A 25,135-nucleotide genomic window follows, 5' to 3' on the forward strand; every position below is an offset into this window, starting at 1 on the left:
ACGTGCTGTGACTGACTGACCACTTAACGCGCCGTGGCCGACTGGCCACGATCCCGGACGAGACTGACACCGGCGCCCAGCGACACGACCCCCATCCCGACGGCGGTCATCACGCCCTGCGTTCCGTCGACCACGAAGGGTGCGACCGCGGCGACGGCCAGGTTGAAGAGGAAGAGGAACCAGAGGACGGGCTTGGAGGAGAGGAGGTTCTTCATGACGGGCACCTTCGGGATCCGGGCCGGTGGCTCTTTCACCGGCTGACGAGTTCAACGATCCCGTTTCCGCAGGTCCGCGACGAGGGAGCCCAGTCCCGAAGTAAAGGTGTAGCGGGCTACACCCTGCCCCCGGAATGATGTTGCTCCATGACGGGGGACATACTGCTGGCCGCGATCGTCCTGCTCGGCTCGTCCGTCCAGTGGCTGACGGGCATGGGCTTCGCCCTGGTGGCAGTACCGGCCCTCGTACTCCTCCTCGGCCCGACGCAAGGAGTCGTCCTCGCCAACTGCGCGGCCGGCGCGATCAGTGTCGTGGGCCTGGCGGGCGGCTGGCGCAAGGTCCGGGCCCGCGCGATGGTCCCGCTGTGCGCGGCAGCGGTCTGCACGGTACCGGCGGGCGCGTGGATGACCCGCCAACTCCCGCCGCCCGTCCTCCTGTTGGTCATGGGCGGGTTGGTGACGGTGGCTGTCCTGCTGGTGATGAAGGGCGCCCGGGTGCCGGCACTTCGGGGCACTCGCGGTGCCGTCGCGGCGGGCGCGGCGGGCGGTTTCATGAACGCGGCGGCGGGCGTCGGCGGCCCACCGATCTCCCTCTACGCGGTCAACGCGGGTTGGACAGTAAGGGAGTTCGTCCCCAACGCCCAGTTCTACGGCGTCGTCGTCAACGTGTTCTCGGTGGCGGCGAACGGGGTGCCGTCGTTGAGCGGGGCGCGGTGGGTGGCGGTCGGCGCGGCGATGGTTGTGGGCGGGGTGATCGGGCGGGGGTTGGCGGGGCGAATACCCGAACCGCGGGCGCGGGCGCTGGTGTTGACGCTGGCGTTGGCGGGTGGGGTTACGGCGGTGGGGAAGGGGGTTTGGGGGTTGTGATCAGTCGACGAACTCCTTGAGGGGGTCGGTGTCCAGGGTGATGTTCACGGGGTCGGGGATCTCGACGGGAGCGCCGAACGGCGCGTTCACCTGTTGCCGGTAACGGCCGTCCTCGGGATGAGTGAACACGGTGACTGTGCAGTCGTCCCGGTCGATGAGTACGTAGACCGGGATTCCGGCCGCCGCATAGCCATCAGGCTTGTCGAGCCGGTCCCGTTGAGCGGCATCGGCGTCCCACGAAGTCACCTCTACGGCCATCAGGGCTGTCCCCGTGTCCGACCAGCTCTCCCTTGAGCCCGCGCTCCGCGTGCAGCCACAGGTCGGGAAGGTGCTGCATGCACACCCTCTGCAGGCAGGCGACGATCTCACTGTGGTTGCCGTCCGGCATGGGTTTGACGACGACCTTTCCGTTGATGAACTCCAGCCGGACGGTCTCCGGCGCCCGGCGCTCCAGCTCCTCGAAATCTTCGATGGACATCTGCGGCTGCTGCCGCTTCCCGACTGTCACGGATTCCACCGCCTCGGCGGGAGGCCGTTCGCGATGCGGTCGCGGTTGTCGCGGTAGTGGTAGTGGACGCGGTCCTCGATCGGCACGGGGCGGAACGTGTCGGGGACGGGCCCGCCCGTACGGCGTTCCAGCTTCTGCTTCAGGAAGCGGGCCGTCGTGGTTCCCAGGTAGGCGATCTCCTCGAAACCCTTCTTGATCTCCTCCTCGCTCATCTCCGGCTCCGCACGGCATTCCTCGCAGATGCCGTTGATGATCTTCGCCGTCCGCTCGTCGGCGTCGCAGGTGGCGCAGGCCATGAGCACACGGGTCACACGGGCGCGGAGGGGGCGGGTCTCGGCGGCGTCGTTCTTCTTCGGGGGCATCTTCGACTCCAATCGGTTGCGGGCCAGTCCGCCCGGGTTCGTGACGGTGGGTGGCAGTCCGTCGGTCAGCGCGCGGGCCATGTCGGCCGGGGTGGCGCCTCGTGTCAGCCACTCGGCCGCGAGGGGTTCGAGGGCTCGGCACTCGGCTTCGGAGAGGGACATGCGGGGGTCTGTGGCGCGGAGTTGGGCGAGTGCGCGGTACGCGGCGCTGGGCTCCGGGGTCGGATCCGTCTCCGGCGTCCCGTCGCTCTCGCTCTCGCGGTCGCTCTCCGGCGCAGGGGTCGGGTCTTCCGTCCTCGCCAGGCCCGGCTGGTAGTCATGCGTGACGTCCCTGCCGTGGCGCTCCCGCGCGAACTCGGCCCACCACTGTGCTGACCTGGGCGTACGCGACCAGTACGTCCGCGTCACCCACCGCATCGAGTTGTCCTCGACGGTGATGTGTTCCTTGATCCAGCGCAGGTGGCCGGCCTCGGTGAGGCTCTTGAGAGACGTACGGCAGGCCTGCTGGCCGTAACGGGGATGCTCGGCCGCGATCACCTTGTGGCCCATGGCGTGGCCGTTGTCGAGGTGGTCGATGAAGACGGCGATCTCGGCGTCTCGGGGGAGCAGATGTGCGAAGTCCGGGTCCGCGTGCGGTTCTTCGTCACCCGTGGCGCGTTTTCCGTAGCCCGTTTTGGCCATGGGGTGCGACGGGGACGGCAGGGCGGGGCTAGGCTGGGTGTAAGCCACGATCGAGGTTCCTTCGATCTGTAGGTCTAGGCCCCGGAGCCGGTGTTGGTAGCACCGACCGGGGCCGATCTATTTGCTTGTTCGCCGTGAACCTAGAGTGACTTTACGTTGCAGCGCAAGCTGATCACCGAACGTCACCCGTTCGGGTTAAACCCCCCTCAACTCACGTACAGACTTGGTTGGTTGGGTTGTTTTCACCCAGCCCAGAACCCAAGAAAAGAGCTCGAAGCCCGAGGCTCAAGCTCCGGGGTGAACTGCGGAGATGAAGGCAGTCGATCCCGAACACGCCTGTGGGGCGCGGTTGCCCACCGCGCCCCACAACGTGCGGTCAATGCCCGCTACTTCACCGGCCTGATCCCGAGCGGTTCCCCGATCTCCTCCGCCATGACTCGGCCCGCCTCGAACTCCAGCGTCTCGTCGCCGATGACGCTCTGGTCCGTGTCGAGGCCGTCCAGTTCCGCGAGGGGTTGGTTCAGCCGCACATGGGCGACCACCGACTGGAGGGCGCGGAGCGTCGCCGACGCCGTGGAGCCCCAGTTGGAGAAGTAGGAGAACTGCCACCACCACAGGGCCTCCGTGGTGCGGCCCGCGCGGTAGTGGGCCATGCCGTGGCGGAGGTCGGTGATGAGGTCGGCGAGGTCGTCGGAGATGCGGGCCGGGACCGGGGCCTTGCGCGGCTCGTAGGGGTCGAAGACCTCCGAGTAGACGTCGATCGGCTCCAGCATCACCGCGAAGCGCTCGCGGAGTTCGTCCACATCCGGCTCCGGGCCCAGGTCCGGCTCGTAGCGCTCGTCGGGGACGATGTCCTCGTGCGCGCCCAACCGGCCGCCCGCCAGCAGGAGTTGGGAGACCTCCAGGAGGAGGAAGGGGACCGCCGAGTCGGGGTCCTCGCCCTTCGCTACCTCCGACACGGCCACCAGGAAGCTCTCGACCTGGTCCGCGATCTGGACCGCGAAGTCGTCCGGGTCCTGCGCGGTGGCATGCAGTGTGGCGTCAGACATCTAGGAGTCGTCTCCCCTCGAAGGCGCGGCCGAGGGTCACCTCGTCCGCGTATTCCAGGTCTCCGCCCACCGGGAGGCCGCTGGCCAGGCGGGTGACCTTGAGGCCCATGGGCTTGATCATGCGGGCGAGGTACGTGGCCGTGGCCTCGCCTTCCAGATTCGGGTCCGTGGCAAGGATCAGCTCCGTGACCGTACCGTCGGCCAACCGCGCGAGAAGTTCTCGTATACGCAGGTCGTCCGGTCCGACACCTTCGATCGGGCTGATCGCGCCGCCGAGGACGTGGTACTTGCCCCGGAATTCGCGAGTGCGTTCGACCGCTACGACATCCTTGGGTTCCTCGACCACGCAGATCACCGAGAGATCGCGGCGCGGGTCGCGGCAGATGCCGCACAGCTCCTCCTGCGCAACGTTTCCGCAGGTCGCGCAGAAGCGGACCTTCGCCTTGACCTCCATCAGGCACTGCGCGAGCCGGCGGACGTCCGTCGGCTCGGCCTGCAGGATGTGGAAGGCGATCCGCTGCGCGCTCTTGGGACCGACGCCGGGGAGCCGCCCCAGCTCGTCGATGAGGTCCTGGACCACGCCTTCGTACAACGGACTGCCTGCCCTTCCATGGAGTCTCAGGAGTCGTGCGGGAGGTACGTACGTACCGTAGTTGGCTGCGGGCCGTCTTAGAAAGGCAGACCGGGGATACCGCTGCCGCCGCCCAGTCCCTGCGCGAGCGGGCCGAGCTTCTGCTGCTGGAGGGTCTGCGCGTTCTCGTTGGCCGCCTGGACGGCCGCGACGATGAGGTCCGCGAGGGTCTCGGTGTCGTCGGGGTCGACCGCCTTCGGGTCGATCTTCAGCGCGCGCAGCTCGCCGGCGCCGGTGACGGTGGCCTTGACCAGGCCGCCGCCGGCCTGTCCGTCGACCTCGGTCCGCGCCAGCTCCTCCTGCGCGTTCGCCAGGTCCTGCTGCATCTTCTGGGCCTGCTGCAGCAGCTGCTGCATATTGGGCTGGCCACCACCGGGAATCACGATCAGCTCCTGGTTTCGTACGGCTGTCCGGGCGAGGTTTTTCCCGCTCGGCACGAGCCTACGTGGTCCGGGCAGTCATCGCTTCAGCACTCTTTCGAGTGAGTCCTTACCGCGTCCTATACCTGATCAAGACCCACTTCCGGGCGGAAAAGTGGTGAAACCAGAGCCTTCGCCACCCATTGGGCGGTAGGAAGGATCCGGCACATCAGCATCAGGTGTCACACAACGTAAGGGAGTGCCGGGTGGGTCAGCCGGAGATTCAGCCCGAGGGTGGCGATCTGGCCGGGCGGACGTTTCCGCTCGGGGACTGGGGCGAGCCGACGGCCCGGCTGGACGAGCTGTACCGGTGGGTCGAGCGCGGGGCGCTGGAGACGGCGGCCTGGTACCTCGCGGACCGGGTGTGGAAGCGGCGCGGGGCGCGGGTGCTGCGCACGGGTGCGGCGCTGGGCGCGGTCGTGGGGGCGGCGCTGCCGCTGCTCGACCTCACCGGGGTGGTGGCCGGGCTGGCCGCCTGGGGCTATCTGGCGCTGCTGCTCGGGGCGGCGTGCGTGGCCGGGGACCGGCTCTTCGGGATGACGTCCGGGTGGATGAGGGACGTGGCTACGGCGCAGGCGGTGCAGCGGCGTCTTCAGGTGCTCCAGTTCGACTGGGCGTCGGAGGGCGTGCGGGAGGTGCTGGGACCGGCCGACGGAACGGCGAGCGAGGCCGCGGACCGGTGTCTGGGGGTGCTGCGGCGCTTCTCGGAGGACGTGACGGAGCTGGTGCGGATGGAGACGGCCGACTGGATGGTGGAGTTCCGCACGGGGTCGGCACCGCTGGGCATCCAGTCGACGGTGGCCGGCGGGGGACGGCAGGAGGGTGCGGTCGTGCACGGCAGATTCCCGATGCCACCGGGACCGGGAGGACCCGGCGGACCCGGCGGCGGCAACCGGCCGAACATGCCGCGGCAACGACCGCCCGAGCCCCGCTGACGTGGGCTATGTGCACAGCTTGATGCCCTCCACCGTGCCGCACGGGATGTGGCCGTGGACGCGGATCACGTCCTGGCCGACGCCCTGTGTCAGATAGTTCAGGAAGCTCGATGTGAGGGAGTCGGCCGGGGGCGAGCCGTAGGTGTAGGTGTAGGTGTAGGCGTACTCGATCTCGCTGTACGGGTAGCTGCTCGTGCCCTGCTCGATGGCGTCCACGGACGCGGCGTGGCCGTCGAGGGTCAGGACGTGCAGGCCCTTGGCGTGCGAGGCGAGGGTGAGTTCGCTGTAGCCGATCGCGCCGGGGACCTCGGCGACCTCGGACAGCACCTGGTCGGTGGAATCGAGTTCGCAGCGGATGACGGGCGCCGTCTGATCGTCCTTGTGGACGCAGTCGACGGAGGAGTTGGCGATCTCGCCCCGTTTCAGCACCCGGCGCTGGAACACCTGTCTCGTACCGGAGTTGGCGTCCCGGCTGACCAGGTGCACCGCCACGTTCGGTCCGCCGAGTTCCCGCCAGTTCTTGATCTCGCCCCGGTACAGGCGTTGTACGTCCGCGGTGGACAGGTTCTTGAGATGGATGCCCTTGTTGACGACGATCGCGAAGACCGACATCGCGACCCGGTGCTCCACCAGTTGGGGCATGTCGCTCGGCTTCGGTCCGTCCGACAGGGCCACGATCGCCGGTGAGCCCTTCTTCGACGCGAGCCCTTTGGCGGCCACGACCTTCGAGCCCTCGCAGTCCTTCTCGTACTTCTTCGCGACGTCCGCCATCGCCGGCGCGAAGGCGGTCGAACCGGTGACGGTAAGGGTGCCGTGCGCGCAGCCGATCGGCGGCGGGGTGTCGTCGCGGGCCACGACGATCGTCGCCAGCGTCACCACGCACACCGTGAGCATGATGGTGATCAGCCGGGAGGCACGGCTGAACAGGGGCGCCTTGTCGTCCGGGGTCGCGCTGCGGTTGGGGTGCACCTCGCCGTCCCGGATACCGCCGATGAGCCGTATGTCGCAGCCGACGTCACCGCCGGACAGCAGCACCAGCAGCTTGAAGTGGTCGCGCGGGTTGAGCGGGACGCGTGGGATGCGCAGCGTGTTGGTGTCGTAGCCGAGACCGGCCGCCGGGGTGAAGTGGTCCATCAGATGGTCGGTGCCGACCGGCTGGGTGACCGAGACCCCGCGGATCGTGCGGTCGGTGAACACCGCGGTGAGGCCGTGGAGTTCGCGCCCGGTGTAGTCGTTGTCGGCGATGCTCTGCGAACCGTCGTTCTCGATGCGCAGCAGGACGAGGGTGGCGTCGGACATGCCGGGGACCTCGTCGAAGAGGCCGAGGCGTCTGTTGGCGCGGCCCGAACGGACGTCGTCGCCAATGGGGTTGTCCATCTGGACGCGGTAGCCGATCCTCCCCCACTGCCTTAAGGGCGTGGGAGGTGCCCCCAGCGGCGCGGCACCCGGCGTTCGTACCAGACCATCACGCCGGACGCGACGATACCGAGCACCGCGGTGCCCACGGCCACGACGTTCTCCGCGCTCAGCCACTCCACTGCGGGCCCCCGCTCCCCAGTCGGATCCTGGGGTCACGGTACGCGTGGCCGGAAAACCCGCGGGAGCTGTCGGCCGAAGTTCGGGTGACGTGCAACTGGCCCTGCAGTAAAGGGACTTCAGCCCGCCTTGGTGTACGTCAGCTTCTCACCGTTGCCGGTGTTCACCCGCTGGAGGGTGCCGTCCGACAACAGGGTGACCTCGCTGGCCGCGCCCGGGCTGCAGGACGACAGCGGCTGCCCCGAGGTGACGGTGGAGGCGCCGAGCGTCAACGGGCTGTCGCCGCCCGGCCGTTGGGTGAGGTCGGCGCTGAACACGCAGTGGTAGCCGGGTCCGTCCGCGACCAGCTTCAGTACCGGATCCCCCACCTTCCCCTGCTTGATGGTGAGTTGGCGGGTGTTGTGGCCGGTGGAGTTGTCGATGGACGCGTTCCAGGTGCCGAGATAGCGGCTCGGCACCGCGTCGCCGCCGGACGGTTTCGCGGAGGCCGAGGCCGAGCCGGTCGACGACGGCTGCCCGGTGCTGGGACCCGGGGTGGTGGGCGCGGCACTGGTGGCCCGCCCGCCCGAACCGGCCGCCGTACGGCTGCCGTTGCCGCCGCCCTTCATCAGCGCGTACACCGAACCGCCCGCCCCCAGCGCGACGACCAGCGCGACCACGACGAGCAGCGCGGTCGACCGCTTGCTGCGGCGCGGCTCGGGGGGCTCCTGGTAGGGCCCCGGACCGTAGGGCGGGGTGGAGCCGAGGCCGTTGTTGTGGGGGTAGGGGTTGTACGGCACCTGCCCGCCCCAGCCGACGAGTTGCGGGGCGGGGAGCTGGGGGTAGCCGTAGTCGGCGGCGGGCGGGGCGGGCTGCGCGGGCGGTTGCGGATAGCCGTAGCCGGGGGCGGGTTGGGGGTGTTGCTGCGGGTGGCCGTAGGCCGGGTGCGGGGTGGGCGGGGGTGGTGTCCCGGTGGTTCCGGGCCCGCTCTCGACCACCGTCGGGAGGTGGGTGGTGGGCGCGCCGTCGTCCGCCGCCGCGGGTGGCGGCGGAGAGGAGTCGTCGGAGGCCGGGGCGTGTTCCGGGGAGGCTTCGGAGACGGCGGGGGGATTTACGGCGACGGGGGCGGCCTCCGCGGAAGCGGGGGCGGGGGCGAGTGCGGCGGGGGGGGCGGGGGGGGGGCGGGAAGTTCGGCAGGCGTGGCCTTTTGAGCCGCCTCAAGGGCCAGGGCCTCGGAAGCCAGAGCCTGAAGGGCCCGCACCTCCGGAGCGCCCTTCTCCAACTGGACCAGCTCCGCCGTCTGCGGATCCTCCGTGTCCAGCAACCGCACCGCGTGGCGCCCGAGTTGGGCGACCAGGCCGCCCGGCAGCCAGGGGTCGCGGGAGCGGCCCCCGGAGACCGTGTCCTCCGCGCCCGTGCGGTCGAGGATCTGATGCAGGGTCGGCCGGGCGTCCGGGTCCTTGCGCAGGCAGTCGCGGACCAGTTCGGCGATGCCCTCCGGGACGCCCGTCAGGTCGGGTTCGTCCTGGGCGATGCGGAACATCAGCGCGTGGACACCGCTGTTGGCGGTGCCGAAGGGGAGGGTGCCGGTCGCGGCGTAGGCGAGGACGGAACCGAGGCAGAAGATGTCGCACGCCGGGGTGATGCGATCGCCCCGCACCTGTTCCGGTGCCATGAATCCGGGCGAGCCGACCAGTGAGCCGGTGCGGGTGAGCCCGTCCCCGGCCTGGGTCTCCAGGGCGCGCGCTATGCCGAAGTCGATGACGCGGGGGCCGTCGATGGTCACCAGCACGTTGGACGGTTTGAGGTCGCGGTGGACGATGCCGGCGGCGTGGATGTCCTGGAGCGCGTGCGCGAGCCCGGCCGCGAGGATCCGTACCGAACGCTCGGGCAGTGCCCCGTGGTCGCGTCCGACGACCTGTTGCAGGGTGGGCCCGGCGACGTACCCGGTGGCCACCCAGGGGACCGCGGCCTCGGTGTCGGCGTCCAGGACGGGCGCGGTCCAGTGCCCGCCGACCTGCCGCGCGGCCTGCACCTCCTGCCGGAACCGGGCGCGGAACTCCTCCTGCGCGGCCAGGTCCTCGCGCACCAGCTTGACGGCGACGGTGCGCCCCCGGTCCGACCGGGCCAGGTAGACATGGCCCATGCCACCGGCCCCGAGCCGGGCCAGCAGCCGGTATGCCCCGATCCGCTGCGGATCGGCCGCCCCCAGTTTCTCCACGACCGCGCCGCCTCCCCTGAAATCCCCGGTCACGCCCCGGTCACGCCCCGGTCCAGCCCCTGTGCTCCGCGACAGACCGAGAATAGTGCGGGGAATCGACGAGACGGCCGGAGCGGTGTCTACGGTTCCGTAACGGGAGACCGGCCCAGCCGTGGACCGCGCGACCCGCACCACGCACCCTCTACAGGCTGGGGTTGTTCCTAACCGGTCACGCGGGTGGACAGTGGTTAGGTTTGCCCACACAGTTCAGCAAGCCCCCGTACCGGGCCCGTACCGGGCACCCACCCTGGACAACCTGTCGCGGAAACCCCGCTACCGCAGACAGGACGCCGATTCCGTTTCCGCATCGCGGACATTTACGCTCACCGCCATGACCCCTCAGCCCAACCCCCAGGCCGGCGCCGCCGTGAAGGCCGCGGACCGTGCGCATGTGTTCCACTCCTGGTCCGCGCAGGAGCTCATCGACCCGCTCGCCGTGGCCGGCGCGGAGGGGTCGTACTTCTGGGACTACGACGGCAGGAGCTACCTGGACTTCACCAGTGGGCTCGTCTACACGAACATCGGCTACCAGCACCCGAAGGTCGTCGCCGCGATCCAGGAGCAGGCCGCGACCCTCACCACCTTCGCGCCCGCGTTCGCGATCGAGGCCCGGTCGGAGGCGGCCCGGCTGATCGCCGAGCGGACGCCCGGGGACCTGGACAAGATCTTCTTCACCAACGGCGGCGCGGACGCGATCGAGCACGCGACGCGCATGGCCCGGCTGCACACCGGCCGGCCGAAGGTGCTGTCCGCCTACCGCTCGTACCACGGCGGCACACAGCAGGCGATCAACCTCACCGGGGATCCGCGCCGCTGGGCCAGCGACAGCGCCTCGGCCGGGGTCGTGCACTTCTGGGCGCCCTTCCTGTACCGGTCCCGTTTCTACGCGGAGACCGAGGAGCAGGAGTGCGCGCGGGCGCTGGAGCACCTGGAGACGACGATCGCCTTCGAGGGGCCTGCCACGATCGCCGCGATCGTCCTGGAGACCGTGCCGGGCACGGCCGGGATCATGGTGCCGCCGCCGGGCTATCTCGCCGGGGTGCGTGAGCTCTGCGACAAGTACGGGATCGTCTTCATCCTGGACGAGGTGATGGCCGGGTTCGGGCGGACCGGTGAGTGGTTCGCGGCCGACCTGTTCGACGTCGTACCGGACCTGATGACCTTCGCCAAGGGCGTGAACAGCGGATACGTGCCGCTCGGCGGGGTCGCCATCTCCGGCGCGATCGCGGACACCTTCGGCAAGCGGGCCTACCCGGGCGGCCTGACGTACTCCGGGCACCCGCTCGCCTGCGCCGCGGCCGTCGCGACGATCAACGTCATGGCGGAGGAAGGGGTCGTGGAGAACGCGAAGCACCTCGGTACGACCGTCGTCGAGCCCGCGCTGCGCGCGCTGGCCGAGCGGCACCCGAGTGTCGGGGAGGTGCGCGGGGTCGGCATGTTCTGGGCGCTGGACCTGGTGAAGGACCGGGAGACGCGCGAGCCGCTGGTGCCGTACAACGCGGCCGGTGAGGCGAACGCGGCGATGGCCGCGTTCGGGGCCGCCGCGAAGCAGCAGGGACTGTGGCCGTTCGTCAACATGAACCGCACCCACGTCGTCCCGCCGCTCAACGTGAGCGAGGCCGAACTGAAGGAGGGCCTCGCCGCCCTGGACACCGCGCTCTCCGTGGCGGACGAGTTCACCTCGTAGGACGCGGACCAAAAGGTGAGCCAATACACCTCGCAGTTCGCCGTCGAATTCACCTCGTAGTACCCGGAATGGGCGGGTCCGTTCCTCTGGTGCCCGGATACGGGCAGGGCGGGAACCCGAACGCGTAAGGTGACGTGCTCGTAGACATATACGAGTACGCCATCGAACGCGACGAGGGAGACGCTCCGACGATGCCCGGAAGCAGCGGCAACGGCGCCGTGACCCGCAGCACCCTGCGGCAGCAGATCGCCGACGCGCTTCGCGACGAGGTCCTGGCCGGCCGGCTCCAGCCCGGCCAGGAGTTCACGGTGAAGGAGATCGCCGAGCAGTACGGCGTCTCCGCGACCCCGGTCCGGGAAGCCCTCGTCGATCTCTCCGCGCAGGGACTCCTCGAAGCCGACCAGCACCGCGGGTTCCGCGTCCACGAGTACTCGGTGGCCGATCACCGCGGCATGATCGAGGCCCGCGCCCTGGTCACCGAGGGCATGTTCCTGGCCCTGGCCGGCGGCCACCCCGTCTTCGACCGCACCGACGACCCCCGTACGGTCGCCGCGCTCGCCGGGGTCCGCCGCCGCGGCGAGGAGGCGCAGCGCGCCGCCGAGGCCGGCGACCTCACCGTGCTGATCGGCTACGACCTGCGGTACTGGCGCGAGCTGAGCACCATGTTCGGCAACCCCTACCTCGGCGACTTCCTGCACCGGCTGCGCGTCCAGTCCTGGGTGTGCACCGTGCAGCATCTGCGCCGACTGACCGATCTGCGCGGGCAGTTGTGGGCCGAGCACACCGAACTGGTCGACGCCCTGGCGCGCCGCGACACCCCGGCCGCGCGGGCGATCGTCCTGGCGTACAACACGCACTCCCTCGCCCTCATCGAGCGGCTGGCCGCCCGGTGACCGGACCGGAAAGGGCCGCTCCGGCCGTGGACCCCAGTGTCGTCGTCGTGGACCTCAGTGTCGTCGTGCCCGCCTACAACGAGGAACAGCGGCTCGGGCCGACGCTCGACGCAATCACCGCGTATCTGCGCGACAACGAGAGCCGCTTCGGCGACTGGGAGATCGTCGTCGCCGACGACGGCTCCGACGACGGGACGAGGGAGGTCGTCACCTCCCGCTCTCTCGACAATCCCCGTGTGCAGTTGGTCACCAGCCCCCGCAACCGCGGCAAGGGCCACGCCCTGCGCCTCGGGGTCGCCGCCTCGCGCGGACGCCGGGTCCTGGTCACCGACGCCGATCTGGCCGCGCCCATCGAGGAATTGGAGAAACTCGACAAGGAGCTGAGCGAGGGCCGTGCGGCGGCGATCGGCTCCCGGGCCGCGCCGGGCGCGACCATCGAGAGCCATCAGCACCCGGTCCGTGAACTCCTGGGCCGCGCCGGCAACTTCCTCATACGGCAGGCCGCGGTGCCCGGCATACGCGACACCCAGTGCGGCTTCAAGCTCTTCGAGGGCGACCGCGCCCGCGAGGCCTTCGCCGCCTCCCGCATCAACGGCTGGGGCATCGACGTAGAGGTTCTGCAGCACTTCCGCCGCGCCGACTGGGACGTCGCCGAGGTCCCGGTGCGCTGGTCCCACCAGTCCGGTTCGAAGGTACGACCCCTGGACTACGCCCGGGTCCTCACCGAACTCGCCCGCCTCCGCGCCCGCTCCCTGCGCCCGGTCGACATCCTGGTCCCCGTCCTCTTCCTCCTCATGTCGGTCGCCCTCTACTCGGGCCGCTTCTTCGACCCGAACCACCGCTACCTGGAGGACTCGCTCCAGGACCAGAACCAGTGGGAGTGGTTCTTCGCGGTGACGGCCGACAACGTGGCCCACCTCCACAACCCGTTCTTCTCCAACCTCCAGGGCTTCCCCGACGGCGTGAACCTCATGGCCAACACGGTCATGCTCGGCCTGTCGGTCCCCTTCGCGCCGCTCACCCTGCTGGCCGGACCCGCGGTCTCCCTCAGCGTCTGCATGGCGCTCGGCCTCGCGGCCACGGCCGCCGCCTGGTACTGGCTGATCGTGAAGCGAGTCGTACGGCAACGGGCCGCGGCCTTCGTCGGCGCCTCCCTCGCGGCCTTCGCACCTCCGATGGTCAGCCACGCCAACGCGCACCCCAACTTCGTCATCCTCTTCATGATCCCGCTGATCATCGACCGCGCCCTGCGCCTCTGCGCGGGCACGCGGGTGGTCCGCGACGGGGTCGTGCTCGGCCTGATGGCGGCGTACCAGATCTTCCTCGGCGAGGAACCCCTGCTCCTGGCGTCGATGGGCATGGTCCTGTTCGCCGCCTCCTACGGAGTCCTCAACAGGGATGTCGTCCGGGCGTCCTGGCGCCCGCTCCTCAAGGGCCTGGGGATCGCGGCACTGGTCTGCGCGCCGATCATCCTGATCCCGCTCTACTACCAGTTCGCGGGCCCGCAGAGCTACAAGAGCGTCCTGCACGGCGACAACGCGGGCAACAGCCCCCTCGCGCTCCTCTCCTTCGCGGAACGCTCCCTGATGGCGGGCAACGAGATCCGCGCCAACTCCCTCTCCCTCAACCCCACCGAACAGAACGCCTTCTACGGCTGGCCGCTGGTCGCCCTCGCCTTCGCCATCGTCGTACGACTGTGGGAACACGCCCTGGTCAAGGCGCTGGCGTTCACGGCGATCACGGCGGCGATCCTGTCGATGGGCCCCAAGATCCGCATCCCGCTCACGGACACGATCTACCCCGGCCCCTGGGCCCTGCTCGCCCACAAGCCGCTCTTCGAGTCGGTGATCGAGGGCCGGGTGGCGATGATCTGCGCACCCGCGCTGGGCATGCTGGTCGCGCTCGCGGTCGAACGCCTGGCGGCGACACGGGAGTTGGGCACGCAGTACGTGGGCCTGCTCGCCGTATGCCTGGCGCTGCTCCCGCTCGTCCCCGCGCCGCTGAAGGCGGTCGACCGGACCGCGGTACCGGCCTTCTTCACGGACGGCACGTACAAGTCGTACGTCCGCGCAGGCGAATCCCTGGTCCCGGTCCCGCTCGCCGACCCGGGCGCGGCGGAGCCCCTGCACTGGCAGACGGCCTCCGACCTGGGCTTCAAGATGCCGGGCGGCTACTTCAACGGCCCCTACGGCGCCGACCGCATCGGCATCTACGGCGCCTCGCCCCGCTACACCTCCAACATGCTGCGGGACGTGCGCTACACCGGCGTCATCCCCACCATCGGCAAGAACTGGCAGGCGCAGGCCAAGGCCGACTTCGCGTACTGGCACGCGGGCGCCCTCGTCGTCGCACCACAGCCCAACGACGACAAGCTCCGCACCGCTGTGGAAAAGCTGGTCGGCAAACCCGGTACGTGGGTGGACGGCGTGTGGGTATGGGACCTGCACGAGGGGAGCTGACCCGGGCCGCACCGACTACTCTTCCCCCTACTCTTGCCTGACCACCATGCGAACACCACGCTGCGCAGCGAGTAACCGAGGAGCCCCTTTTGGCCTGTGACCTGTGGCTGGTCCCGCTCGTCGACGTGTTGTGCCACACCCCCGACAATCCGTTCGCCGACGAACTCGCGCTCTACAACTCGCTGCTGGCCGAGGCCGGGCTCCCTCCGGTGCCGGTGTACCAGTACATGCCGGGACTGTCCGGCGAGGTCGCTCCAGTGGCCGGATTCGACTACGACGCGCTGCACTTCCTGCGCCGGGCCTACCTCCTTCAGGTCTGCGGCCTCCCGGTGACCCCGGTGGACGACCTGGGCGGCGACTACGAGCAGCTCCTGGAGATGTTCGAGACCACGGCCCAGCAGTCCCACCTGGTCTGGCACTACGACCACGCGGGCGCCTATGTCCCGGTCGACTTCCCGCACCCCCTCGCGAACGACGAACTTCTCGCGGGCGGCGGGCCGTTGGGCTCCTCCCAAACCCTCCTCCGCGAGCTGGAGTTCGTGGCCCCGACGATCGGCATCGACCCCGCGAACCCGCCCACGCCACCCCAACCCCCTTCCGCCCCCACGGAGTTGGAGGAACCGGCTGTCGCCGCGCCGTACGACCCCAGCCCGTTCGCGCGCGAGCGGCACGTGTGGCTCGGGCTGCACGCGGCGGCGACGCGCAGCCTGGCCCAGGGCTCGATGATCGTGTTCAGCTAGCGCTGTGACCGGTGCCCTTCGCGAACTTCAAGGTCCCCGCCGGCGCCCTCACCCCGGAGCAGAAGGAGCAGATCATCACGCGCACCACGGACCTGTACGCCGAGATCTTCGGCGACGGCGCCCGGGCCACCACGCTCGTCCTGGTGGAAGAGGTCGCCGACGCCGGATGGGGCATAGGCGGCGGTGTCCTGACCCTTGCCAGGATCCAGGGAACACCGCAGGAGTGAGGGCCTAGCGGATCTTGCCGAGACCCGTCTGGACGTCCTCCCTGTTCATCACCGGGGTCCAGGTCAGCTCGGCACCCAGGTTGAGGAAGAACGGCTCACTGATCGACGGGATGTCGGACGGATCCTTCAGGTCGAAGAACAGGAACGCGGTGCGCTTGCCGCCGTCGGCGGTGAAGTAGGCCGCCTCGGGCTTGATCTGCTCCAGGGACTCCTCCATCAACTTCCCCAGAGTCCCGTTGCGGATGGCCTCGTTCCCCTTCTCCGTGTCCATGGACGCTTTCAGCATCATGCGCATCGCAGTCACCTTCTCCTGGTCGGCGTGCGCGGAGCGGACCACTTCAGGATATGCCCGGACAAAGGGGGATGCCCCGGTGAGGACATCCCCCTTTTTCTGGTCAGCTCTGCTCGACGATACGGATCGTGCGGATGCCAGTACCTCGATACCGGATGGGCGTCCTGGTCAGGACGGGTCGGCCGCGCGGCCACTCGACGGTGGGCAGGGCGAGGTGCAGCACATGAGCCCCGCTCCAGTCCGCCTCCCCCTTGTCGCCGTCGACATCGGCATCGGCACCACCGGCGACCCGCAGTCGCTTGCCCACGGCGGTCGCCGCCGCGAAGTCGAGCCCCTCGATGGCCACGGACGGCAACGCGCCGACGTGTTCGGCGACGCCCGCCCGCTCCCGTTCGGCGGCGGCCAGACTGAGCGCCGGGATGTAGACGCGCAGGGCGGGATCCTTCTCGGCCTCGACGACGAGCCGGGAGGCCATGATGTTGCCCGCGCCGAGCGCCAGCGCGGCGGTGTCGTCGAAGATGACGGCACGCGGCAGCGGATATCGCTGCTCCTCCCCCGTCACTGGACCTCCCCGATCCGCCCGGCTTCGAGGTCGGCCCACAGCTTCTCGCCGGCCTTCTCGTCCTCTTCGGTGTAGGGCCTGCCGAGGAAGTGCTCCTCCACGTACGCCCTGGTCTCCTCGTACCGCTTGCGCAGCTCTTCCTTGGTGGGTGTGGCCCCGGCCAGCTCCGCGACGAAGTCCCGCATGGTGATCCCGCGTTCCCGGGCGAGCTCCTGGAGACGGTCACGGACAGCGGGGTCGACCTTGATCGTGGTGTCAGCCATGAGCACAGTATACCGGCGGTATACCGTCTCAGGGCGTACGAGTGTGACGGTCATCAACACTCCGTTTCTTTCGAAGGACCCGACGCTGCACGGACGTGCGGCCGGGAGTCTGGGGGGCGATTACGCGAGCGCGGGGCGCCCCTGCAACAAGGCGCGGGCGAGTGCACCTCCGCGCTGGGCGGCCTCGCGGTAGCCGGAGGCGCCGGGCTTGCGGGGTTCGACGTGGACGGTGGTGACCGGCATGGCGGCGGGGGCTGCCGGGCACTTTCGGCGCAGGCGGTTCTCGACGATGGCAGCAGCCGAGTACATCCGTCGCGGCAGACCGTCCGTCAGGGCCGCACGCACCTGGACGGTCGTCGCACCCCGGTCCCACCACTCCTCGACCAGCGGCGCGAGTTTCTGCGCCTCGGCGGCACCGAGCGTGAGCCGGGGTTCAGTTCGCCCGAGTGACCCGAGCAACTTCGCGGCAAGCGCGGTGCGCTCGCTCAACTCGGCCTGCGGCGGCGGGGAGGGAGGTTCTTGTTCCCTGGTCTTTTCTCCCGAAGGGAGAGCGTCCGACGGCGCGACGGCCGACTCGCCGGAGGCCAGGTTCTCGACTTTTTCTTCTTCACCCGCAGGCGGCTCGTCCTCGTACGGAGTGTCGAAAACCTCGTACACGGTGAAGAGTTGGCCGCTCTGCGGGTTCTTGTGCACCACCCGCCGCAGATACCGCGAATCCTCGAGCTCATGCAGGGCGGCGGCGATCCGTGACCGCCCCTCCTTGCGCTGATCCGCGAGCGTGCGGATGGTGACTCGGGCCTCGCTGGGGAGGCTCAATAGGTACGTCAGTACGCCGACCGCACACCAGGAGATGCTCCGGTCGCGGAGAAGAGCGTTGGAGAAGACTGAAAAGGCGCGCGTGGGCGTCGTACGATGGATGCGCATCGGGAGGTTGGCTCCTGCTGTCGAGCCCCCGGGTGTTGGCGCACCGCGGGGGCGTTTTCGTTGGCGTGACTCTATGCGCACGCAAAGCGACGAACGCAAGTCGGAACTGGCTTTTCCTGGGCGGGAGTTGGCGTTCTTCACTCTTGAGGGTGAAGGGCGGTGCGCAGGAGCAGGGTGTGGACGAAGTGGTCCGGGGCCGTCGGGCGGTAGCGCCAAGTCAGGGGCCAGGTCTGGCCGTTGAGGGCCGGGACCGGGATGTACGAGATGTGGTTCGGGCCGGCGGTGAGACGCGTTACTCCCGGTGGCCACGCACGGTGGGACGTGCTGCCGGCCGGGACCAGGAAGTAGACCGGGCGGTTGCCCGTCGCCTCCTCTACGACGGGACCGGGCGCCCCTCCTGTCATGCGGGCGAGCCTGTCCGCGAGGTCTCTGCCCTCGTCGCCGTCCACCCGTACCGCGTCGAACTGGACCCCTGCCTTGCGGAGTTGGATGCCGGTTGCGGGGATCCATTTCAGGTCACTTTGCGTATCCATGCGGATAGTTTCGGCAGGTCCGGCTACCGTTTCCATAACTCTGCGTCGACCGTCCGCAACGGTTGGGCACAGGGGTCGGCTGTTGGTGATCGGTTGAGTTCGGTTGAGTCCGGGGGTGACCGCAATGGCGCGGGCCAAGAACAAGGAAGAAGCGAGCGGAACGGCGCATCTCGTCGCCACCCTCGCCAAATCACTGCGTGAGCAACAGCAGCTGACACAGTCGGAGTTGGGCAAGCTGATGGGCTACACCGGCTCGGCGGTCAGCGCGATGGAGACCTGTGCACAGCCCGCCAGCGACGACATGCTCCTCAAGCTGGAGGAGACGGTCGGGGGTGGTCTCGGAGTCTTCGACGAAGCGCGCAAGTGGATGCTGCTGGAGAAGTACCCGACCCGGTTCCGTGGGTTCGCCGAGATGGAGGCGGAGGCCGTCACCTTGTCGTCGTACGAGACGCTGGTTGTCGATGGCCTGTTCCAGACCGAGGCCTATGCGCGGGCGTTGATCGGCGGCAGTTTCCCGCCAGTGCCCGAGCAGAAGCGAGAAGAACTGGTCGAGGCACGGCTTGCCCGCAGGAAGCTCTTCGACCGGGACCCGGCTCCGATGATCGAGCTGATCCTCGAAGAGAGCGTACTGAGGCGGCCGTTCGGGAGTTGGGAGGTCCAGCGGGAGCAACTGCGTTCGCTCGCGCAGGACGCGCAACGGGACAATGTCTGCGTGCAAGTACTGCCACTGGATCGCGGGTTGCGAGGAACATACGCCGGTGACCGTGGCTCCATGAAGTTGGTGGTGACGAAGGAGCACGAGCACGTCGTCTACATGGAGATCGAGGACCAGGGCATCCTGATCAGTGATCCGCCGGAAGTCTCCCAACTGGCGCACCGCTATGCGAAGATCCGCGCACAGGCTCTGAGCCCCGACGATTCACTGAGCCTCATCGAGCGGTTGGCAGGAGAAGAACGATGAGCGGCACCGACACCTTGCGCTGGTTCAAGTCGAGTTACAGCGACGGCGGCGGCGGGAACTGCGTCGAGATCGCGGCCTGCCCCCACACCGTCCACATCCGGGACTCAAAGAACCCGGAGCTTGGAATGGTCACCGTGTCCGATGTGGCCTGGTCCGCCTTCCTCACCTCCACCCCCCACCCCCTCCCCTAAAAAAGTGTGACACTTTTAGGGGAAACCGACACACTTTTCTGGGACACCCTCCCTCCCCCCACGCCAAACTGCTCACATGAGCAGCTCACAGCATGTCCAGGCTCCGCCAGGAATGGGCACCGTGTATCGCGCGACGCTGGACGCGATCGCCCTGCGCGGGCCCCGGCGCGTGGGTGTCACCCACATCGCCAGGCTGGCCGACTCCAACCGCCAGTACTTCTACCGGAATTGGGCCTCTCCCCAGGTACTGCTGCGCGAGGCCACGTTGCAGGAACTGAACCGTGTGCTGCACGTGGCCCTGCAAGTCCCCGACCCGTTGCCGCCGCCGGAGTGTCTGGGGGTGCGCTTCGTGGTGCGGGCGGCCCGGCTGTTGCGGGAGCATCGGGTCGTCGGGGCCATGGCGCGGACCGAGCCCGCGATGACGTACGCCGCCGTCCTCCGTACGGACACCGAGTGGCACGGGACGGCCTGGGAGTGGCTGACCAGTCATGTGACCCCGCATCTGCGCGGCAGCACCGAGCAGGACAGGGTCACACTCGCCGTGCTCACCACGGCGCTGCCGTACGCACTGATCCCGCCGGAGGAGCCCTCCGAGGCCGAACGGGCGGCTGTCGACAGCCGGTTGGGCCAAGCCCTGCACGCCTGCCTCGGCCTGCCCCTCACCTGCCCCGACTGACCCACACGTCACTGGCCTACAGGTCACTGGCCTACAGATCTTGAAAGATCCAGAGGGACAACGTCAGGACCGCGACGCCGCGGACCGCGACCAGCGCCAGGTTCGCGCTCCGCAGCCGGCCCGCCCGAAGCCACACGGCCCACGTGACCAGCAGCGACAGCACGACCGTGAGGATCAGCGCCACGGCGTCGGGCACTGCGTACAGGGCGTCGCGGTGCGTCCACAGGAGGGACGACCACCACACCACGGCCGCCGCGGTGAGCACGGACTCCAGGACCAGAGCGGCGCGGGCCTCACCCCGTTCCAGGACATCCGTGGCCATCCGTGCTCCTCGCGCTCGGCGTAGTGGGTGTTCTGAGCTTAGAAGACCGCCGTGCCGGCCTGCGTCAGCTTCCAGTTGGAGGCCGCGAACGTCGACGGGTCGATGGTGCCCTTGGCCGTGGCGTAGGCGATCATCAGGTCGCGGACCTGGTTGGTGGAGCTGTAGGCGGACTCCGCGGCGGCGATGTGCGGGTAGCCGCTGCCGCCGTTGGCGCGGTAGTTGTTGACCGCGACGACGAAGACCTGGTCGTCGGGGATCGCGGCGCCGTTGTAGGTGAGGTTCTTGATGCGGGAGCCCTCGGCCGCCGCGATGTCGATCTCGTAGGAGACACCGGCCGCCGTGTCGTACATGTAGTCCCAGAAGCTGTTGGCGTTGGTGAGGGTCGCGGTGTCGACCGCGGTGCCGGCCGGGACCTGGTGGTAGTACTTCGCCGCGAACTCCAGGTAGTCCTTGAGCTGGGCGCCGGTGAGCTTCTTGCCGTAGAGGGTGTTCTCGTAGATGTAGAGGCCGGCGACGTCGCGGATGGTCACGTCGCCCTTGGGGATGTCGGCGGTGCGGCTGAAGCAGGCCGCCACCGAGATCAGCGGGAGCGCGGCGTCCGCCGCCGACAGGCCCGCCTTCACCGTCTCCATCTGGACCTCGTGGATGAAGTCGATGGCGGGGACGTCCTTCCAGCAGGCCTCCGCGGTCGACATGTCCACGGTGCTGGTGCCGATCGCCGTGTTGACGTACTTGACGACCAAGTCGTGGTCGGCGGTGAGGAGTTCGGTGATCTTCTTGTCCTCCGCGACCGTGTTGCTGTTGAGCGTGGTGGCCGTCTTGCCGGTGATCTTCCAGCAGCCGCGCACGAGTTCCAGCTCGAAGTCGAAGACGGACAGGCGGTATCCGTAGCAGTACGGCTCGGACAGGAGGACGTCCTCGCCGGTCTCGTCGTTCTTCACCGTGTAGGTGGGGACGTCGACGTGGGTGTGGCCGACGAGGATCGCGTCGATGCCGGGGACCTGCTGGGCGACCAGGTTCGACGCGTTCTCCACGTACGGGAGTTCGTCGCCCCACGACGTCGAGCCGTCCAGACCGGAGTGGTCGGTGAGGAAGACGACGTCACAGCCGAGCGCGCGCAGCCGCGGCACGTACTTCTTCGCCTGCTCGACGAGCCCGGGGAAGACCAGCTTGCCGCTGACGTTGTCCTTGTCCCAGAGCGCGATGCCCGGGTTGGTGAGGCCGAGGATGCCGACCTTGATGTCCGGCGCACCGGGCACCTTGATGTGCTTGACCGTGTAGGGCTCGAAGGCGGGCTTGAGGGTCTTCGCGTCCAGGGCGTTGGCGCCGAGCAGCGGGAAGTGACACTGCTTCTCGAAGGCGCGCAGCACGTCCACGCCGTAGTTGAACTCGTGGTTGCCGAGGGCGGCGGCGTCGTAGCGCATCTCGTTCATGGCGACGGCCATGGGGTGCTTGGGGCCGCGCTTGCCGTCCTTGCCCGTGATGGGGTCGACGTTCGCGTAGTAGTACGCGAGGGACGTGCCCTGGATGATGTCGCCCGCGTCGACGAGCAGCACCCGGTGCTCGCCCTTCTCGGCGCGCAGGTTCTTGACCAGGGTGGCGATGCGGGCGATGCCGTAGGTGTTGCCCTTGGAGTCCACCGGGGCGGCGTTGGTGTAGTAGTCCCAGTTGAAGACGTGGCTGTGCAGGTCGGTCGTGCCCAGGATGGAGAACGTCCAGGTCTTGGGCTTGGGCTTCGGCTTGTGCCGGTCGGCGGCCTCGGCCGGGGTCGCCGCCGCCGTCCCCGCGACGGCCACGACTGCGCCGGTGACGGCGGACTTCTGCACGAACTCACGACGGTTCATGGGATTGACGGGCATTCAGGACTCCTGGGAGGGCACAGAGGGCGGGTGTGGCATGCGGGGCGCGGCGGGCTACCCGCGTAGATGCTGGCCTCCGCCTGTTACCGGCGTAACCACGGACAGCCCAAGGGCCGGTCAAGGTTTCCCAAGACCGGCCCAAGTACCTCAACCAAGCATCCTGCTAGATGAACGAGTTGATCTCGATCGTCTCCGTGCGGCCCGGGCCCACACCGATCGCGGAGATCGGGGCGCCCGACATCTCCTCCAGCGCCTTCACGTACGCCTGCGCGTTCTTCGGGAGGTCCGCGAAGGTCTTGGCCTTCGTGATGTCCTCGCTCCAGCCGGGCAGGTTCTCGTAGATCGGCTTCGCGTGGTGGAAGTCGGTCTGCGAGTACGGGAGTTCCTCGACGCGCTTGCCGTCGATCTCGTAGGCCACACAGACCGGGATCTGCTCCCAGCCGGTGAGGACGTCGAGCTTGGTGAGGAAGAAGTCGGTCAGGCCGTTCACGCGGGTCGCGTAGCGGGCGATGACCGCGTCGAACCAGCCGCAGCGCCGGTCACGGCCGGTGGTGACGCCCCGCTCGCCGCCGATACGGCGCAGCGCGTCGCCGTCCGCGTCGAACAGCTCGGTCGGGAACGGGCCCGAGCCGACCCGGGTCGTGTACGCCTTCAGGATGCCGATGACCCGGCTGATCTTGGTCGGGCCGACACCCGCGCCCGTGCACGCGCCACCCGCGGTGGGGTTGGAGGACGTGACGAAGGGATAGGTCCCGTGGTCGATGTCGAGGAGGGTGCCCTGCCCGCCCTCGAAGAGGACGACCTTGTCCTGGTCCAGCGCCTGGTTGAGGACGAGGACCGTGTCGGCGACGTACGGCTTGAGGCGGTCCGCGTAGGACAGCAGCTCCTCGACGACCTGCTCGATGGCGATCGCGCGCCGGTTGTAGAGCTTGGTGAGCATCTGGTTCTTGATGTCGAGGGACGCCTCGACCTTCTGCGTCAGGATCGACTCGTCGTAGAGGTCCTGGACCCGGATGCCGACGCGGTTGATCTTGTCCGCGTAGGTCGGGCCGATGCCGCGGCCGGTGGTGCCGATCTTCCGCTTCCCGAGGAAGCGCTCGGTCACCTTGTCCACCGTCACGTTGTAGGGCGTGATGATGTGAGCGTTACCGCTGATCAGGAGCTTGGACGTGTCGACGCCGCGCTCGTTCAGCCCGTTCAGCTCGGAGAACAGGACCGACGGGTCGACGACGACACCGTTGCCGATGACCGGAGTGCACTCCGGTGTGAGGATCCCGGAAGGGAGCAGGTGAAGGGCGTACTTCTGATCGCCCACGACTACCGTGTGGCCGGCGTTGTTGCCGCCCTGGTAGCGCACCACATAGTCGACCGACCCACCTAGCAGGTCCGTCGCCTTTCCCTTGCCTTCGTCACCCCACTGAGCACCGAGCAGCACAAGTGCGGGCACGCGCGTACACCCCTTCCGGGCGGGGCATGTCCAAGGTCAGAGACGTACGCCGCACAGCGTGTGCCTCGTACGTCAGCGACCCTCGTCGGCCGCAACCCGTCGGACCGGATGCCCCGGAATAGACGAAGCCCCTGGCGCAATAGCGCAAGGGGCTCTTGCACAAAGATGCTACCCGAGGAAGCGAGGCATGGCCGAGGTGGCGACTTTCGCGACTTCCGATCAGCTCCTGGTCGTCATCGATCCGGTCGCCCGGCGCACCGACGGAGAGTCCGTCCGCATCGCGAAAGACGTGCTCAGCGCGGGTGCGGCGACCAAGGTGTGCATGCCGGAGGGGCCCGAGGAATTCGCCCGGGTCCTCGCGCGGCGGGGCTCACGGCGACCGGTGCTGGTGGGCGACGACCGGGCCCTGATGCGGACCGTGTCCCTGTTGCACCGCCAGCGGGAGCTGGCCGGATGCGCCCTGTCGATGGTGCCGGTGGGCGGCGCGCTGTCCCTGGCGGGGGCGCTGGGGGTGCCCACGGGGGCGGTGGCGGCGGCACGGGCGGTGCTCGACGGGGTCGTACGGCGGATGGACCTGCTGGTCGACGACAGCGACGGGGTGGTGCTCGGCGCGCTGCGGATCCCCTCGCTCCCCTCGCCCGCGGTGCCCTCGCCCGCCGGTACCGGGCACGCGTCGTGGCTGCGGACGTGCCAGTCGCTGGTACGGACCCTGGTGCCGGCCCGCCCGTCACGGGAGCCGCTGGTCGGTGTGCCCCGGTTCGGGCCGGCCCGGCTGCGGGTCGAGGTCGACGGGGTCACCCTGGTCGACCTGGACCAGCCGGTGGAGGCGGTCTCCGTACGACCGACGGCTTCGGGCCTGGCCGAGGTGGAGGTACGCCCGGTGTCGGTGGGCGCGGAGGCGTCACCGCTGTACGCGCGAGGGCGGACGGTCACTGTGTCCGGCGCGGACTTCCGCTACCGGGCGGACGCGACGGTGGCGGGACCGGTACGGACCCGGACGTGGGTCGTGCGGGAGGGGGCTTGGGGGCTTACTTTGCCGACGGGGTAGGGGGCTCGAAGCCGGTGGTGTCGAGGGTGCAGTCGAAGGGGGCGGGGATGGGGAGTTCCTCGCCGAACGGCACCGTGCAGTGCGAGTCGTATCCCTTGTCGGAAGGCGTCCAGAAGACGGTCGCCTGCTCCTCCTGCATGTCGAGGACCAGGTAGACGGGGACGCTCGCCTTGCCGTAGACGCGAACCTTGTCGGTCAGGTCGTCGCCACGCGTGGACGAAGAGGTCAGCTCGGCGACGAAGGCGAGGGCCTCGCCGTCCAGGTGATTACTCAGCGACTCGAACGTCCGCTGGTGTGCGACATAGATGTCGGGCCCGTAGGCCCGCTCATCACCCGGGAAGACGTACAGAAACGGGCTGGAACCGATGCGGTGCTCTTGCGGTGCATACGGCCTCAGCCGATCACACACCAGATCCATGACACGGAAGTAATACGCCCTCGACCACGGCGACACGACGATGCTCCCCCTGATGATCTCGGCCTTGTAGCCGTCCGGCACATGCAGCTCGTCGAGGACGTCCAAAAGCTCCTCGAAGTCGCTGTGGGGCTCAGTGCCGTCAATCACCGGTCGCTCTGCCATGAGTGTCATGATGCGCCCTCCCTTTGATG

General features: G+C 68.9%; 27 protein-coding genes and 2 pseudogenes. 11 read left to right on the forward strand and 18 right to left on the reverse strand.

Annotated elements, in window-relative coordinates:
* Nucleotides 1-23: 23 nt before the first annotated feature.
* Nucleotides 24-215 carry a hypothetical protein gene (locus tag OC490_RS30635; RefSeq protein ID WP_262061260.1) on the reverse strand — a complete coding sequence of 64 codons (192 nt, stop codon included), beginning with the start codon at nucleotides 213-215 and terminating at the stop codon, nucleotides 24-26.
* A 147-nt stretch (nucleotides 216-362) separates the two neighbouring features.
* Here OC490_RS30635 and OC490_RS30640 point away from each other — a divergent pair, with 147 nt between their 5' ends.
* Nucleotides 363-1,082: a sulfite exporter TauE/SafE family protein gene (locus tag OC490_RS30640; protein ID WP_262061261.1), complete on the forward strand. Its 720-nt coding sequence runs from the start codon at nucleotides 363-365 to the stop codon at nucleotides 1,080-1,082.
* Here the strand turns inward: OC490_RS30640 and OC490_RS30645 are convergent.
* The 5 genes and pseudogenes from OC490_RS30645 to OC490_RS30665 all read right to left on the reverse strand — a co-directional run bounded on the left by OC490_RS30645 (nucleotide 1,083) and on the right by OC490_RS30665 (nucleotide 4,696).
* A pseudogene (locus OC490_RS30645) lies at nucleotides 1,083-1,560 on the reverse strand (Uma2 family endonuclease). It abuts the gene before it with no gap.
* A gap of 26 nt (nucleotides 1,561-1,586) precedes the next feature.
* Nucleotides 1,587-2,633: a hypothetical protein gene (locus OC490_RS30650; protein WP_262061337.1), complete on the reverse strand. Its 1,047-nt coding sequence runs from the start codon at nucleotides 2,631-2,633 to the stop codon at nucleotides 1,587-1,589.
* Nucleotides 2,634-3,019: 386 nt separating this feature from the next.
* Nucleotides 3,020-3,682 (reverse strand): DUF5063 domain-containing protein, encoded by a 663-nt coding sequence (locus OC490_RS30655; RefSeq protein ID WP_262061262.1) that lies wholly within the window; start codon nucleotides 3,680-3,682, stop codon nucleotides 3,020-3,022.
* Nucleotides 3,675-4,274, reverse strand: coding sequence for a recombination mediator RecR (gene recR / locus OC490_RS30660; protein ID WP_019070339.1), 600 nt, complete (start codon nucleotides 4,272-4,274; stop codon nucleotides 3,675-3,677). The genes OC490_RS30655 and recR overlap by 8 nt, the downstream gene beginning before the upstream one ends.
* A 77-nt stretch (nucleotides 4,275-4,351) precedes the next feature.
* Nucleotides 4,352-4,696, reverse strand: coding sequence for a YbaB/EbfC family nucleoid-associated protein (locus tag OC490_RS30665; RefSeq protein WP_026178802.1), 345 nt, complete (start codon nucleotides 4,694-4,696; stop codon nucleotides 4,352-4,354).
* Between the two features lie 242 nt (nucleotides 4,697-4,938).
* Here OC490_RS30665 and OC490_RS30670 point away from each other — a divergent pair, with 242 nt between their 5' ends.
* Nucleotides 4,939-5,667 carry an SLATT domain-containing protein gene (locus OC490_RS30670; RefSeq protein ID WP_262061263.1) on the forward strand — a complete coding sequence of 243 codons (729 nt, stop codon included), beginning with the start codon at nucleotides 4,939-4,941 and terminating at the stop codon, nucleotides 5,665-5,667.
* 6 nt (nucleotides 5,668-5,673) lie between these two features.
* Here the strand turns inward: OC490_RS30670 and OC490_RS30675 are convergent.
* The 3 genes and pseudogenes from OC490_RS30675 to OC490_RS49620 all read right to left on the reverse strand — a co-directional run bounded on the left by OC490_RS30675 (nucleotide 5,674) and on the right by OC490_RS49620 (nucleotide 9,403).
* A pseudogene (locus OC490_RS30675) lies at nucleotides 5,674-7,205 on the reverse strand (substrate-binding domain-containing protein).
* Between the two features lie 117 nt (nucleotides 7,206-7,322).
* The gene (locus OC490_RS49615; protein ID WP_410099165.1) at nucleotides 7,323-8,180 is read right to left on the reverse strand and encodes a hypothetical protein; all 858 of its coding nucleotides are present in this window, start codon (nucleotides 8,178-8,180) and stop codon (nucleotides 7,323-7,325) included.
* 113 nt (nucleotides 8,181-8,293) lie between these two features.
* Nucleotides 8,294-9,403 carry a serine/threonine-protein kinase gene (locus OC490_RS49620; protein WP_410099167.1) on the reverse strand — a complete coding sequence of 370 codons (1,110 nt, stop codon included), beginning with the start codon at nucleotides 9,401-9,403 and terminating at the stop codon, nucleotides 8,294-8,296.
* Nucleotides 9,404-9,773: 370 nt separating this feature from the next.
* Between OC490_RS49620 and OC490_RS30685 the strand changes: the two genes are divergently transcribed.
* The 5 genes from OC490_RS30685 to OC490_RS30705 all read left to right on the forward strand — a co-directional run bounded on the left by OC490_RS30685 (nucleotide 9,774) and on the right by OC490_RS30705 (nucleotide 15,448).
* Nucleotides 9,774-11,129: an aspartate aminotransferase family protein gene (locus OC490_RS30685; RefSeq protein WP_262061264.1), complete on the forward strand. Its 1,356-nt coding sequence runs from the start codon at nucleotides 9,774-9,776 to the stop codon at nucleotides 11,127-11,129.
* A 191-nt stretch (nucleotides 11,130-11,320) separates the two neighbouring features.
* A complete protein-coding gene (locus tag OC490_RS30690; protein ID WP_200715604.1) occupies nucleotides 11,321-12,022 on the forward strand; it encodes a GntR family transcriptional regulator in 702 nt (233 codons plus the stop codon).
* A 26-nt stretch (nucleotides 12,023-12,048) separates the two neighbouring features.
* Complete coding sequence (locus OC490_RS30695; RefSeq protein ID WP_262061265.1) at nucleotides 12,049-14,481, forward strand: dolichyl-phosphate beta-glucosyltransferase; 2,433 nt, start codon at nucleotides 12,049-12,051, stop codon at nucleotides 14,479-14,481.
* Between the two features lie 89 nt (nucleotides 14,482-14,570).
* Nucleotides 14,571-15,221 (forward strand): hypothetical protein, encoded by a 651-nt coding sequence (locus OC490_RS30700; RefSeq protein ID WP_262061266.1) that lies wholly within the window; start codon nucleotides 14,571-14,573, stop codon nucleotides 15,219-15,221.
* Nucleotides 15,222-15,232: 11 nt separating this feature from the next.
* Nucleotides 15,233-15,448: a tautomerase family protein gene (locus tag OC490_RS30705; protein WP_262061267.1), complete on the forward strand. Its 216-nt coding sequence runs from the start codon at nucleotides 15,233-15,235 to the stop codon at nucleotides 15,446-15,448.
* Nucleotides 15,449-15,452: 4 nt separating this feature from the next.
* Here the strand turns inward: OC490_RS30705 and OC490_RS30710 are convergent, their stop codons facing one another.
* The 5 genes from OC490_RS30710 to OC490_RS30730 form a co-directional block, all read right to left on the reverse strand.
* Nucleotides 15,453-15,743, reverse strand: a complete 291-nt coding sequence (locus OC490_RS30710; RefSeq protein ID WP_262061268.1) for a hypothetical protein — start codon at nucleotides 15,741-15,743, stop codon at nucleotides 15,453-15,455.
* 100 nt (nucleotides 15,744-15,843) lie between these two features.
* Nucleotides 15,844-16,302, reverse strand: a complete 459-nt coding sequence (locus OC490_RS30715; protein WP_262061269.1) for a hypothetical protein — start codon at nucleotides 16,300-16,302, stop codon at nucleotides 15,844-15,846.
* Nucleotides 16,299-16,565 (reverse strand): hypothetical protein, encoded by a 267-nt coding sequence (locus OC490_RS30720; protein ID WP_262061270.1) that lies wholly within the window; start codon nucleotides 16,563-16,565, stop codon nucleotides 16,299-16,301. The genes OC490_RS30715 and OC490_RS30720 overlap by 4 nt, the downstream gene beginning before the upstream one ends.
* Nucleotides 16,566-16,685: 120 nt before the next feature.
* Nucleotides 16,686-17,489, reverse strand: a complete 804-nt coding sequence (locus tag OC490_RS30725; protein ID WP_262061271.1) for a hypothetical protein — start codon at nucleotides 17,487-17,489, stop codon at nucleotides 16,686-16,688.
* Between the two features lie 137 nt (nucleotides 17,490-17,626).
* Nucleotides 17,627-18,022 carry a hypothetical protein gene (locus OC490_RS30730; RefSeq protein WP_262061272.1) on the reverse strand — a complete coding sequence of 132 codons (396 nt, stop codon included), beginning with the start codon at nucleotides 18,020-18,022 and terminating at the stop codon, nucleotides 17,627-17,629.
* A 124-nt stretch (nucleotides 18,023-18,146) separates the two neighbouring features.
* On the opposite strand from OC490_RS30730, the gene OC490_RS30735 reads away from it, so the two are divergent.
* The 3 genes from OC490_RS30735 (at nucleotide 18,147) to OC490_RS30745 (ending at nucleotide 19,850) form a co-directional block, all read left to right on the forward strand.
* Nucleotides 18,147-18,983, forward strand: coding sequence for a helix-turn-helix transcriptional regulator (locus OC490_RS30735; protein WP_262061338.1), 837 nt, complete (start codon nucleotides 18,147-18,149; stop codon nucleotides 18,981-18,983).
* Nucleotides 18,980-19,174, forward strand: coding sequence for a DUF397 domain-containing protein (locus OC490_RS30740; protein WP_262061273.1), 195 nt, complete (start codon nucleotides 18,980-18,982; stop codon nucleotides 19,172-19,174). Before OC490_RS30735 ends, OC490_RS30740 begins: the two co-directional genes overlap by 4 nt.
* Before the next feature lie 76 nt (nucleotides 19,175-19,250).
* Nucleotides 19,251-19,850 (forward strand): TetR/AcrR family transcriptional regulator, encoded by a 600-nt coding sequence (locus tag OC490_RS30745; RefSeq protein ID WP_262061274.1) that lies wholly within the window; start codon nucleotides 19,251-19,253, stop codon nucleotides 19,848-19,850.
* Between the two features lie 31 nt (nucleotides 19,851-19,881).
* Here the strand turns inward: OC490_RS30745 and OC490_RS30750 are convergent, their stop codons facing one another.
* From OC490_RS30750 to OC490_RS30760, 3 genes are all read right to left on the reverse strand, one after another.
* Nucleotides 19,882-20,172, reverse strand: coding sequence for a hypothetical protein (locus OC490_RS30750; RefSeq protein ID WP_262061275.1), 291 nt, complete (start codon nucleotides 20,170-20,172; stop codon nucleotides 19,882-19,884).
* A gap of 38 nt (nucleotides 20,173-20,210) precedes the next feature.
* Nucleotides 20,211-22,031, reverse strand: a complete 1,821-nt coding sequence (locus tag OC490_RS30755; protein WP_262061276.1) for a bifunctional metallophosphatase/5'-nucleotidase — start codon at nucleotides 22,029-22,031, stop codon at nucleotides 20,211-20,213.
* 163 nt (nucleotides 22,032-22,194) lie between these two features.
* Nucleotides 22,195-23,478 (reverse strand): adenylosuccinate synthase, encoded by a 1,284-nt coding sequence (locus OC490_RS30760; RefSeq protein ID WP_201056040.1) that lies wholly within the window; start codon nucleotides 23,476-23,478, stop codon nucleotides 22,195-22,197.
* Between the two features lie 187 nt (nucleotides 23,479-23,665).
* Here OC490_RS30760 and OC490_RS30765 point away from each other — a divergent pair, with 187 nt between their 5' ends.
* Nucleotides 23,666-24,526, forward strand: a complete 861-nt coding sequence (locus tag OC490_RS30765; protein ID WP_262061277.1) for a diacylglycerol kinase — start codon at nucleotides 23,666-23,668, stop codon at nucleotides 24,524-24,526.
* On the opposite strand, the gene OC490_RS30770 is transcribed toward OC490_RS30765, so the two are convergent.
* A complete protein-coding gene (locus tag OC490_RS30770) occupies nucleotides 24,507-25,115 on the reverse strand; it encodes a Uma2 family endonuclease (RefSeq protein ID WP_262061278.1) in 609 nt (202 codons plus the stop codon). The genes OC490_RS30765 and OC490_RS30770 overlap by 20 nt on opposite strands.
* Nucleotides 25,116-25,135 lie beyond the last annotated feature (20 nt).

Origin of the sequence: Streptomyces sp. STR69 (assembly GCF_024519455.1) — a bacterium.
Taxonomy (GTDB): Bacteria; Actinomycetota; Actinomycetes; order Streptomycetales; family Streptomycetaceae; genus Streptomyces.

Bases quoted from the DNA above. Each gene is read 5' to 3' on its own strand.
- OC490_RS30635 (WP_262061260.1), bottom strand. From the start codon at position 215: ATGAAGAACCTCCTCTCCTCCAAGCCCGTCCTCTGGTTCCTCTTCCTC.
- OC490_RS30640 (WP_262061261.1), top strand. From the start codon at position 363: ATGACGGGGGACATACTGCTGGCCGCGATCGTCCTGCTCGGCTCGTCC.
- OC490_RS30650 (WP_262061337.1), bottom strand. From the start codon at position 2,633: ATGGCCAAAACGGGCTACGGAAAACGCGCCACGGGTGACGAAGAACCG.
- OC490_RS30655 (WP_262061262.1), bottom strand. From the start codon at position 3,682: ATGTCTGACGCCACACTGCATGCCACCGCGCAGGACCCGGACGACTTC.
- OC490_RS30685 (WP_262061264.1), top strand. From the start codon at position 9,774: ATGACCCCTCAGCCCAACCCCCAGGCCGGCGCCGCCGTGAAGGCCGCG.
- OC490_RS30690 (WP_200715604.1), top strand. From the start codon at position 11,321: ATGCCCGGAAGCAGCGGCAACGGCGCCGTGACCCGCAGCACCCTGCGG.
- OC490_RS30710 (WP_262061268.1), bottom strand. From the start codon at position 15,743: ATGCGCATGATGCTGAAAGCGTCCATGGACACGGAGAAGGGGAACGAG.
- OC490_RS30720 (WP_262061270.1), bottom strand. From the start codon at position 16,565: ATGGCTGACACCACGATCAAGGTCGACCCCGCTGTCCGTGACCGTCTC.
- OC490_RS30725 (WP_262061271.1), bottom strand. From the start codon at position 17,489: ATGCGCATCCATCGTACGACGCCCACGCGCGCCTTTTCAGTCTTCTCC.
- OC490_RS30730 (WP_262061272.1), bottom strand. From the start codon at position 18,022: ATGGATACGCAAAGTGACCTGAAATGGATCCCCGCAACCGGCATCCAA.
- OC490_RS30735 (WP_262061338.1), top strand. From the start codon at position 18,147: ATGGCGCGGGCCAAGAACAAGGAAGAAGCGAGCGGAACGGCGCATCTC.
- OC490_RS30740 (WP_262061273.1), top strand. From the start codon at position 18,980: ATGAGCGGCACCGACACCTTGCGCTGGTTCAAGTCGAGTTACAGCGAC.
- OC490_RS30745 (WP_262061274.1), top strand. From the start codon at position 19,251: ATGAGCAGCTCACAGCATGTCCAGGCTCCGCCAGGAATGGGCACCGTG.
- OC490_RS30750 (WP_262061275.1), bottom strand. From the start codon at position 20,172: ATGGCCACGGATGTCCTGGAACGGGGTGAGGCCCGCGCCGCTCTGGTC.
- OC490_RS30755 (WP_262061276.1), bottom strand. From the start codon at position 22,031: ATGCCCGTCAATCCCATGAACCGTCGTGAGTTCGTGCAGAAGTCCGCC.
- OC490_RS30765 (WP_262061277.1), top strand. From the start codon at position 23,666: ATGGCCGAGGTGGCGACTTTCGCGACTTCCGATCAGCTCCTGGTCGTC.
- OC490_RS30770 (WP_262061278.1), bottom strand. From the start codon at position 25,115: ATGACACTCATGGCAGAGCGACCGGTGATTGACGGCACTGAGCCCCAC.